Source organism: Crocosphaera sp. Alani8, assembly GCF_038442745.1.
In the GTDB taxonomy this organism is placed as follows: domain Bacteria; phylum Cyanobacteriota; class Cyanobacteriia; order Cyanobacteriales; family Microcystaceae; genus Crocosphaera.
This window is the reverse complement of sequence record NZ_JARVCN010000098.1, coordinates 1-10,509: the sequence shown is the minus strand read 5'-3', so window position 1 is coordinate 10,509 and position 10,509 is coordinate 1. Positions and strand designations below refer to the sequence as shown.

The window sequence follows — 10,509 nt, the reverse complement described above, 5'->3', positions numbered from 1 at the left end:
TATCATCCCGACACTGACCTACGGTACAGTGCGGGGCTTCTCGGCGGTAAGCTAAAAAGTAAGGTGGGCAATACCCACCCTACGACCTAATGACGCAGACCGAACATTATATCCCGAGGAAAAGTTGTCGGATTCCCATTACTTTCTAACCGTCGACGTAACTGTTGTAATTTAGCTTCTTGTTGGGGTAAATTATCTACTAATTGATATGGTAAAACCCTTTGTTCTAGAGAAAAACTAGCCAACGTTCCAGCAGCAGCACCCACAGACCATTCAAACCCATGCACCCGATAAGCCGCCGCCGCAATGTTACTGGTGGCAATACTCTTACCCGATACAATTAAATTATCCACTTTTTGGGGAATTAACGCTCTTAAGGGTATTTGTGCAGGATGGGCCCCACCATGAGCCACACGAACCCCTGATCTTTCGCTATTGCCTGGTTTTTCTGGGGGAGATAAGGCCATACAGGGATGAAAATCGATCATATATTGAGCAACCCCCACGGAGTCAGGATAAACCGTTGCATGGGTGCGTCGAGTTACCATATAGGATGGACGTTCGTTAGGGGTAACAAATTTCGATTCTAAATTAGCGATGGTTGACCACACCAACTGATACATGGGACGGGGTAAGGAAGTCCGATAAAAATCGTGCCAATAATCTTTAGTAGAAATGTCGATTTCATTGATAGCAAACCCTTGAGGATGATCGTGAGAAGGTCTGCCGATAATGCGTCTTCCCTCCCGAATATAGGGGTATTTCGATAACCCGTGAGCGGTTCCCATTGGAGAATCTAACCCTTTTAAAAGGCGATGATTGGGTGCTGGCCTTTTGGTTCCGTATCCTAAACGAGAGTCTGTGGTTCCCGCAACTAACCAATAGTAAAATCCTTTAGATATCTCTTCACCTTTCCGTAAAGCTTCGGTGCGAAGTCCCCCTTTCCAACCTCCCGGTTGAAGTTGTCCTGTTTGTTCCAGTTGTCTACGACTATAAACCAGATTATCTTGGGAGGTTCCCGGACGGTAATCATTGCCCCATAACCAGTTTTGCATAGAAATGTCCCCAGGTTGGGGTTCATGCACCTTCATTGGTCCAACTCTGACTAATTTTCCTGGTTGGGGAGTCCAGATTCGTCGATAGGTAAAGACCAAATCAAAATAGGCCAAACGGCGATCGCTGTCGTAACCGTAGTAGGGTTGGTATTGTTCGTAAAAGGGAGGTTTGGTCTGGGGTTGAGGGGTTGCAGTCCTTTCCATAGCAAACGGATAGGTAAACCCTTGGACGCAATAGTTATCCCCTTTTTCAGTGGGAGAAGAGGGGTTGAGGTGGTCACGGGGGTCTAGTCCTAAACGGTAGGGAACGTCTGCTAAAGCGACTATTTCACCTGTTTCTGTGGCTTCTATAACAAACCAATCTGTGGCACTTCCTTGTTTAGATTTGGACTCGAAACGAATAATTTTTTTATCAAACCGTTGAGAATCTTCGTAACTGTAAGCGTCTTCAATGGTTTTAGAAAGGGTTTCTTTATTGAGGTGACCGGCAGCCGCTTTGGGACTATGTTGAATAGCGATCGCACTTTTTATTAACTTCCCATCTTCGCTTAATTCTATATCTTTAATCACTGTGGAAGGAAACCATTTTAAGGTTCCTCGTCCCATTTGTTGGGCTTGTTTTAATTGTTGATGCAATAACTGATGACCGTGATAAGGAACAAAGCAACTCTCACTAACCCAACACTCTCCAGGGTTTTGTCTCTTGTAAAGCTGAGCAATATTGTTTCTTAAAAGGTTGTATCCTCTGGGGAAATGTTGTTGCGATCGCTGTTGTTTTCCTTCATCTAAGGCTGAGGTTCCCTGTGAGGAAATTTGTCCCCCAACCCAGTCGGTAATTTCTGTTAAACAAACGGTTTTTCCTGCTAATAAACCTTCGTAAGCAGCGGCTGAACCAGATAAACCTGCTCCAACGATTAACATATCACAATTGACTGTTTCTTGCGGATTCCGTGGGGCAGCAAAAACGGGTGCAGTGGATTCCAAAGCTATAACTCCCAAAGACAAAGCCGCTAAAATTTGCTTTATAGGTCGAATATAATGGGTAACTTTTTTTGACAATAATTTCTCGGATTTCTGCTGATTTCTCCAGAATTGTTTCATAATTATTTTGAGTGTGTGAGTGTAGGAATCCATTAGATTAACTATTGTGAAGATAAATAGTCAATCGTTTATTTTTGTTGTCTTTTGTTCTCTTAGTCTAGAAAGGCTTTAATTGAATACTGCAATCTTTTAAGTCTTTTTTCAGATTGTTGATCAATCTTTCTATAAATCAACAATCATCCTTAATTACTCAATGGTTTGTATAACTTTTTATGGATTTTAATATTTTTTAATTGATTAATTATAGTTAATTTTGTATGATCACTTTACTATTTAAAAATCTATGAACTAGATAACTTTTTAATTTTTAAATTACTCACTTTAACCAATAATGCAACTCTAGAGGATTTTCTGCGTCTCCACATAATAGCTGAGATTAATAATAGATGGATCGCTTATACTATGCCTCGTCCAACTTCCCCTATTTCTTCCCCTCAAGGAAAAAAAATCGCACCTCGTCGGGTCAAAAATAATAGGAAACCAGTCAATACGGTTTCAAGACGACAAAGAAATACTAAAAAAGAACTATCTAATCAGTCGAGAGGATCTCGCACCAACCCTTCAAAACGTTCCCCTAACCTATTAACCCGATTTTTACTGTATATTTTACGTATTGGTATTATGGGTGTGGGTGTGGGTGCGATCGCAGGAACCACCTTAACTATCATTAATCCTCAAGATATTCTGGCAGCTTATTTAAAGGTTTCTCAACTGGTTAAACTGTCACCACCAGAAGTAGAAGAAGAAAAACCAACAGAAACAACACCTATCAATAAAGCTACCGTTCCCGTTAGCGAAGAATTAGTTGATCTCAAAGAAAAATTACAAAAAATTGATGCCGAATATCCCAACGTTACACCCTATGCTTGGTTTTTAGACCTAGATAATGGTGCCTATGTTACTTACAATGGAACCCACGTTGTACCGGCCGCTAGTACCATAAAAATACCCATCCTAGTTGCATTTTTTGAAGAGGTTGATGCAGGAAACATTAACCTAGATCAAATGCTAACAATGGATAAAGAAGTGATGGTTAGTGGTTCAGGGAATATGCAGTATATGCAAGTTGGTAAAAAATTTCCTGCCCTAGAAGTGGCTACTAAAATGATAATTATTAGTGATAACACTGCCACAGAAATGTTAGTTAGACAAATGGGTGGCAAAGAAGTTATGAACCAACGTTTCAAAGAATGGGGTATGAAACACACTGAAATTAACAATATTTTACCCGATATAGAAGGTACAAATAAAACCAGTTCAGAGGACTTAAGTAAACTTTTAGCTAGGGTAGAAAGAGGCGATTTAATTAGTGCCAGATCCCGCGATCGCTTAATAGCAATTATGGAAGGAACACGCACTCGAACTTTACTACCCCAAGGATTAGAAAAACAAGCTAACATTGCCCATAAAACAGGGGATATTGGTACGATTATTGGAGATGCTGGTATTATTGATATCCCCACAGGAAAGCGTTACATTGGAGCCGTTTTTGCTAGGAGAGCTTATAACGATGTAGCCGGTCGTCACATGATTCAAGATATTTCTAGAACAGTGTATCAACACTTCAAATTTTATCAACCTCGTCCTGTTCCTAAAGAGATTAAAAAACCCGTTGAAAATCAATCTCAACCAGAATAGAAACTTAAAAGGCTGCTTCTAAATAATCCAATAAAGTTAGCTGATAGCCTTTCCATGCAATAGTTTGACCTATTTTAGTTACAAAATTATTGTTCTCAGTATAATTCTGGGAGCAAGGTTTGTGGTGAACTAAAGCGACATCAAAACGACAAGAAAATTCAGAAAAATGGGGATATTCTCCTAAAAAATAATCTGCTGTTTGTCTAATTTTGTTTTGTTTTTGAGGATTAATTGCTAATATCCCATTTTGATCCCAATTCCTATTTTTTCTAGTTTTTACTTCAACAAAAATAAGCAAGTCTAGCTTATTATGTTGAGCGATAAGATCGATTTCTCCATAAGGCGATCTCCAACGATCCTGTAAAATGTGCCAACCTCGATAAATTAACCATTGAGCTACAAATTGCTCGCCAATTTTTCCAATAGAAGTCATTAAATTAGTCTTCAATGTTAGGTTTTTAAGTGTTGCTTTGTTTCAAATAGTTAGCGATTTTTTCAATTAGGGATAAACCAGCAATGGAGTTTCCTTGTGCATCTAGAGGAGGACTATAACAAGCGATCGCTCCTTGTGCTGGTACTATGGATAAAATACCACCACTAACCCCAGATTTAGTAGGAAACACAATTTTTTGAGCAAATTTCTCTGATGCTTCATAAAGTCCGCAAGTAGTCATAATGTTATTAACAAGTATGACATTTTTGGGGTTAATGTTTGGAGAATTAACTAATAATAAACCCAACTTTGCTAAATCAATAATACTTCCAGAAATGCAACAGATTCTATTGTAAGTGTCTAGGGTTATGTCTGGATTTTGTATATGGTTTCTTTGATTTAACTCTTCAAGAATTGCTTTATTGCGAATATTAGGCAAAGATCGCACTGAATCTAACATAGATTGATCTACAAATAAATTACATTGACTTTGTTTGTTTAACCACTGTAGCAAGTTATAACATTTTTTCTCACTATCTTTTCCAGGAATCAAAGATGCTAAAGTTAATGCACCACTATTTATCATGGGATTACGGGGAAATCCCTCATCTAATTGTAATTGTTCTATAGAATTAAAGGGATATCTAGATGGTTTAGAACCCACTTTTTTAAAGATAAATTTTTCTCCTAATTCTGATAATAAGTAAAGTAATAAAAAAGGTTTGATAATACTCATTAAAGGAAACTTTCCCTGACAGTATCCTTGATTTAGAATATTATTATTTTTAGTTATAATGCAAATCCCTAATAAATTGGGATCGGTTTCTTGTAATAGAGGAATATAATCAGGTAAATCACCTGTACTTTTCTGTTGAGAAACTTCTATTAACCAGTTAGATAATTGTTCTGAAGATAGAAAAGATAATTGTTTCATATTTCTTATTTTGATATTATTCTTTAAAAATCAACAAGAATTAACTATATCTACATCAATTAAAAACTAAAAATATCGCTCAGTCTTTGACGAATCCAAACCACAGGATTTTGAAGAGATTCATCATCTATTAAACCCATTTCTTGCAAACTATTTCGGTATTCTTCTAAAGTTTCTTGACGTTTAGCTAATTCTGAGGCAATTTCTTTTGCTAAGTAAGGGTATTGATTTAGGAGGTTTTGGAAACATTCTTTTGCTAATAGGAATAAATGAGTATCCTCTGATGCAATCATAGTAGTAGGATAAGGAACTTCTAAGAGTAAAGGTAATTCTCCAAAATACTCTCCTTGATTGAAAGTAAATAGAAGACGACTAACTTTTGTGGTTTCATATATAGCTTGCATTTGTCCTGATAAAACAATACAAAAATGACTTCCGTATTCTCCTCTATTGATAAAAATTTCTTCTTTTTTTAAATAATGACGACTGCCAACTTCTATCAACTTTCTTAATTCTAGTTCGTTTAGGTGTTTAAAACAAGGAAAACTTTTTAGGGAATCTTTTAAAGTTATATGATTGGATGAGGATTGTTTGTTAGAGACTTCGTGAAAATTATTTGAGGGGAATGATTCAGTATTTTTTAACCATAACTCTCGCTGAGGAAAAGGAATAGATATACCTCCCTGACGGAACTTATATTCAATAATAAAATTTAGTGAACTTTTGATAGACTGACGACGTTCAATATTAGCAACCCAAACCCATAATTCAAAAATTAAAGCATTATCTCCATATTCGATAAAGACGACTTGGGGAGATGGATAAGTTAATACTTCTTGTTCTAAAAAAGCTGATTCTAGTAACAACTCTGTTACTAGTAATAAATCACTGTTGTAAGCAACACCAATAGATATTTCAATTCTTCCATGACAGTTTTCGTAGTTCCAATTTTCTACTGGTAGACTGGTTAAATCTGTATTAGGAATCACTAATTGAGATCCTTTAAATGTTTTAATAACTGTAGACCTTAAAGATATTTCTTGAATGTATCCTAAATGACCTTGAAATTCGATTAAATCTCCAACTTTTAGTTTACTTTCTCCTAATAATGTTAACCCACTAACTAAATTTTTAGTTATTTCTTGTAACCCAAACCCAATACCAACCCCCAAACCTCCCACAACAACAGCAAAGGATGCTAAATCTAATCCTAAACCTTGTAAAACAATGATATATCCTAATGTTCCTAAACTCAAACTACTGAGAGTTCCAATGACTTCTCTAGTTCCTTCATTAATTCTTAAAGCAACTAATAAATAGTTCTTTAGAAATCGCTTAGTTCCTCTAGCAAGAATACTAACTAAAATGAGTAGTATTAATGCTTTTAGTACCCATAAAATAGAAATTTCTTCTCCTCCTACACTAAGTAAAGGTGTAGAAAAAGTTTGCTGAAACCATTGTTTTATAATTAACCAGTAATTGTACATCGTTAGTTAGGATATAAAGTTGGAATTTCAGCAGGTTTGAAACGGTTGTACGTATTCACTAATTCATTAACTGCTAATTTATCCAACCAATAAATAGGATAGTTTTCATCACTTATTTTTTGCCAATAACTAGGTTCAAGATAAATCTCATAGTCATCATTTTGATTGAGATAAAATTGAAAGAAAGCAAGAGATTTTGTATTATTATAGACTGTAAATAAATTATCATCTACATCTTTAAAATCAACCAAGAGATTAATTAAATTATTAATTTCGCCATCTTGTTTAGGAGTATTCAAAAAATGCGCTTGACCTTCCATTACGAATAAATATTTATCTTGACTTTTGACCCAAGCAAAGGTTCTAATTTGTTCAATAATAGGAGGAGTTGCAGGATCATGTGTCCCTGCACTAATGATGATAGGAATATCAATTTTACTGAGTCCTTGAGAACCAAAAATCACACTATTAACTGGATTAATAATAGCGATCGCAGCTACTCTTGGATCGCGAAAATTATACTCTTGTCTGGGTAAATCTAAGGTTTGACATTGTAATAACATAGATAAATTAGCTTCCCAGACTTGGCGATCGCAATAGTTCTTAATGTTTTGAAAATCCCAGGTTGCACCAGCAACAGATAAAGCAGTATAACCCCCAAAAGAATGACCAATAACCCCCACCTTTTCTAGATTTAATTTATTATCAAACTCTGTTTTATTCCTCTTTTCCAATTCATCTAAAATATAGGTAACATCTAAGGGACGATTAATAAATTCTTGCAAATCATACAATTCGCGAGAATAACCATTTAACATATCTTCTAACTGTTGTTGATCACTACCAATATGCTGAGGAAGAACTACTAAAAAACCATAAGAAGCTAATTTTTTTCCTAATGAACTAAAATCATTAGGATGGGAACCTAACCCATGTGAAACAACAATAACTGGTGCTTTTTCTAATTGCCAAGCTTTAGGTTGATAGAGATGCATATCAAAACTTCTTTGGCGATTTTCATCAGTCAATTTAATAATCTTCACTGGATTAACTTCATATATTCCCCGCTTTCTGATATCTGGTAATTTGGTGTAATCTATATTTGATTGGCTAATTTCTTGCTGAGAAATAACAGAAGCATTTTCTGTTAAGGAATTAGTTGCTAGAGTTAAGCGTTTTTGATAGTCTAAAGTCTTTTGAATTTCCTCTAAATTAAGCTGAACATCAGTCGCTAAATGGTTTAAAATATTAATTACACTAAAGCCTTTTTCCGAGTCTAAAGCCGCCTGAACAAAAGCACCCCTTAATAGATATTTACCATTGCTACCTCCAGGAAGAGAAACTAAAATACCCAGTCTTTCTAAGAGAATTTCTCCCGTAGGAGTATTAAGAAATTTAGATAATTGCACCCCATCCACAGGGTATTGAGTAACTAATACTTCTCGTAATGTTTCCCGTTGGTTTTCTTTTAAACCTGCAGTTTCAAAATAAAATTCTAACTCTTGATTAATAACTCCTTCATTAGCAAATTTTTCTAACGAACTAACTTCAAGGGTTAATTTTAAAGATTGCCAAATAATGTTGATTCTATCTGCCGCAAAACTAGGTAAACTAACACACAGACAAGAAAGACTAACCAATAATAAATATTGCCATTTTTTAGTTATTTTTAACATAGACATAATCAATAAAAAATACTATAAAATCCAGGTATAAAAGACGTTACTAATTGCAATAGTAACGTCTAAATTGATTAACCTTCAGATATGTTTGCTTCTACTACATTTTCAGCAAAACTTTGATAAGCTTCTCCAATTTGTTTTGCCATTGAGTCAGGAAAAACATGAAAATTATCCCCTTTCAAAGCTTCTAAAATTGCTTCTGCAACTAATATAGGGGGTTCTGCAATTTCCGTTAAACCAGCAGAATCACCCATATCTGTAGCGATGGGACCAGGATGAATACTCAACACCCTAATTCCTTGTTTACCGAGTAATTCTTTGAGAGATTGGGTAATAGAATACGAGGCCGCTTTTGAGGCACAATAAGCAGAAAAATCGGGGAAAGTTTTCATAGAAACTACAGAATTAAGCTGGCAAAATACACCACTACCATTCATTTCTAAAATAGGAGCAAATGCTTTTGCCATTGTAACTAAACCATAAACATTGATTCTAATATGAAATTCTAAAGACTCAATTATATTTTCGTTTAACACTTCTCCTAGTTTTAAAACACCAGCATTATTAATAACAATGTTAACATCTTTGGCAATTTTAGCAGCTTCATAAATAGAAGCATCATCTCCTAAATCAACTGTCACAGGTACAACTTTTTGCCCATATTTATCTACCAAAGGTTTAACACTGTCTATGTTACGAACAGCTGCATAAACTTTAGCTGCACCATGTTCGATAAAAAATTCTAAGATTACTTTACCGATACCTCGGTTAGCACCTGTTACCAAGACAACTTTATTGTTGATATCGTAACTCATAACTTGCCCTCCTAATTTTGTCTAAAATGATTTAAATAGTGGTCAAAAAACTAACAATAAAAGATTATATTTTTTAACCACAAATAACTAATTAAAAGCTATTGTCTACCACTAACTCACTTAGAGGTAACTGTCCAGGTTTTGGCCAAGCATCTTTAACCTTTTTCCCAATAGCAACCATTGGACCGATGACATAATCATCCGGTAAATTGACTAATTTAGCAATCTCATCGAGATCAAAACCAATCATGGGACAAGAATCATAACCCATTTCTTTAGCTGCTAACATTAAAGTTTGCATTGCCATACCAATAGAACGCTGTGCTTCATCTCGCTGTAACCATTCTCTTTCTTCGTGAAAAGGTCCCATCCAATTAACTAATAATTCCGCAACTTGTTCCGGTGCATTTTTCCAATAACGTTGAGGTTCTTTTTCCCAAGCTTTCATGTCTGCTGTAAATAAAATAAGTAAAGAAGCATCGGTCATTTGTGCTTGGTCATTACCAAATTCTTTACGAATTTTTTGTCTCAATTCTGTATCCCTTAGCACAACAAAACGCCAATGTTGAATATTAAAACTACTGGGAGCTTGAATGGTTGCTTCTAGTAATTTTTGCTCTTCTTCGGGGGTTATTTTATGGTTAGGATCATAAGCTTTAACAGAACGGCGTTGATAAATTGCCTCTAAAGTATTCATGGGACAAAACCTCTTGATAAGTTTCAGAGTAAGTTGATAATTAAGCTAAATCAAACAGTAAAAATTCAGTCTCGTCGCTATTGCCAATTAAGTTAATTTGCTCTTCTTGAGTAATAGCGACACCATCACCAATATTGACAGTTTGACCATTAATTGTTAGTGAACCTTTAGCAACTTGGAGCCAGAAAGAGCGATCGCTGTTAAGATTATGGTTAATGTGATCGCCTTTCTTTAAAACGGCCACATAAAGTTTCACATCTTGATGAATTTTTACAACATTATCTCTCTCATCACCAGAAGCAACTAATGTTAATTGTCCCTGTTTTTGGTGCAAATAAAAATGTTTTTCCTCGTACTCTGGTTTCAGTCCTTTTGTATTAGGAAAAATCCAAATCTGTAGTAAGTGAAGTGGGTCGGTTTTCGAGGCATTAAATTCGCTGTGAGCAACACCAGTCCCTGCAGACATTCGTTGTACATCTCCTGGACGAATAATGGAAGTGTTACCCATACTATCTTGATGTTGCAACGCACCATCCAAGACATAGGTGATAATTTCCATGTCTCTGTGACCATGACGACCAAAACCTTGACCAGCTTCGATTTTATCCTCATTAAGAAGCTTCTCAAAAAGTCTGGGGGGACTCGCCGAAAGTTAGGGGACAAAGAT

9 protein-coding genes are annotated in these 10,509 nt (G+C 35.6%); 1 reads left to right on the top strand and 8 read right to left on the bottom strand.

Annotated features, from left to right (window positions below):
* Positions 1-86: 86 nt before the first annotated feature.
* Positions 87-2,156 (bottom strand): FAD-dependent oxidoreductase, encoded by a 2,070-nt coding sequence (locus P9B04_RS07180; protein WP_342054312.1) that lies wholly within the window; start codon positions 2,154-2,156, stop codon positions 87-89.
* A 402-nt stretch (positions 2,157-2,558) separates the two neighbouring features.
* Here P9B04_RS07180 and P9B04_RS07175 point away from each other — a divergent pair, with 402 nt between their 5' ends.
* Positions 2,559-3,794, top strand: coding sequence for a serine hydrolase (locus P9B04_RS07175; protein ID WP_342054311.1), 1,236 nt, complete (start codon positions 2,559-2,561; stop codon positions 3,792-3,794).
* Positions 3,795-3,798: 4 nt separating this feature from the next.
* Here P9B04_RS07175 and P9B04_RS07170 read toward each other — a convergent pair whose 3' ends face one another.
* The 7 genes from P9B04_RS07170 to P9B04_RS07140 all read right to left on the bottom strand — a co-directional run bounded on the left by P9B04_RS07170 (position 3,799) and on the right by P9B04_RS07140 (position 10,443).
* Entirely contained in the window at positions 3,799-4,227 is a 429-nt protein-coding gene (locus P9B04_RS07170) for a YraN family protein (protein ID WP_342054310.1), read from the bottom strand.
* Positions 4,228-4,252: 25 nt separating this feature from the next.
* Positions 4,253-5,161, bottom strand: coding sequence for a glutaminase (locus P9B04_RS07165; RefSeq protein WP_342054309.1), 909 nt, complete (start codon positions 5,159-5,161; stop codon positions 4,253-4,255).
* A gap of 59 nt (positions 5,162-5,220) precedes the next feature.
* Entirely contained in the window at positions 5,221-6,648 is a 1,428-nt protein-coding gene (locus tag P9B04_RS07160) for a mechanosensitive ion channel domain-containing protein (RefSeq protein ID WP_342054308.1), read from the bottom strand.
* Between the two features lie 2 nt (positions 6,649-6,650).
* Entirely contained in the window at positions 6,651-8,330 is a 1,680-nt protein-coding gene (locus tag P9B04_RS07155; RefSeq protein WP_342054307.1) for an alpha/beta hydrolase, read from the bottom strand.
* Between the two features lie 71 nt (positions 8,331-8,401).
* Positions 8,402-9,145, bottom strand: a complete 744-nt coding sequence (locus P9B04_RS07150) for an SDR family oxidoreductase (protein ID WP_342054306.1) — start codon at positions 9,143-9,145, stop codon at positions 8,402-8,404.
* A 91-nt stretch (positions 9,146-9,236) separates the two neighbouring features.
* Positions 9,237-9,842 (bottom strand): nitroreductase family protein, encoded by a 606-nt coding sequence (locus P9B04_RS07145; protein ID WP_342054305.1) that lies wholly within the window; start codon positions 9,840-9,842, stop codon positions 9,237-9,239.
* A gap of 40 nt (positions 9,843-9,882) precedes the next feature.
* On the bottom strand, positions 9,883-10,443 hold the full coding sequence (locus P9B04_RS07140) for a pirin family protein (RefSeq protein WP_342054313.1): 561 nt from the start codon (positions 10,441-10,443) through the stop codon (positions 9,883-9,885).
* Positions 10,444-10,509 lie beyond the last annotated feature (66 nt).

Bases quoted from the DNA above. Each gene is read 5' to 3' on its own strand.
- P9B04_RS07170 (WP_342054310.1), bottom strand. From the start codon at position 4,227: ATGACTTCTATTGGAAAAATTGGCGAGCAATTTGTAGCTCAATGGTTA.
- P9B04_RS07175 (WP_342054311.1), top strand. From the start codon at position 2,559: ATGCCTCGTCCAACTTCCCCTATTTCTTCCCCTCAAGGAAAAAAAATC.
- P9B04_RS07150 (WP_342054306.1), bottom strand. From the start codon at position 9,145: ATGAGTTACGATATCAACAATAAAGTTGTCTTGGTAACAGGTGCTAAC.
- P9B04_RS07155 (WP_342054307.1), bottom strand. From the start codon at position 8,330: ATGTCTATGTTAAAAATAACTAAAAAATGGCAATATTTATTATTGGTT.
- P9B04_RS07180 (WP_342054312.1), bottom strand. From the start codon at position 2,156: ATGAAACAATTCTGGAGAAATCAGCAGAAATCCGAGAAATTATTGTCA.
- P9B04_RS07165 (WP_342054309.1), bottom strand. From the start codon at position 5,161: ATGAAACAATTATCTTTTCTATCTTCAGAACAATTATCTAACTGGTTA.
- P9B04_RS07160 (WP_342054308.1), bottom strand. From the start codon at position 6,648: ATGTACAATTACTGGTTAATTATAAAACAATGGTTTCAGCAAACTTTT.
- P9B04_RS07145 (WP_342054305.1), bottom strand. From the start codon at position 9,842: ATGAATACTTTAGAGGCAATTTATCAACGCCGTTCTGTTAAAGCTTAT.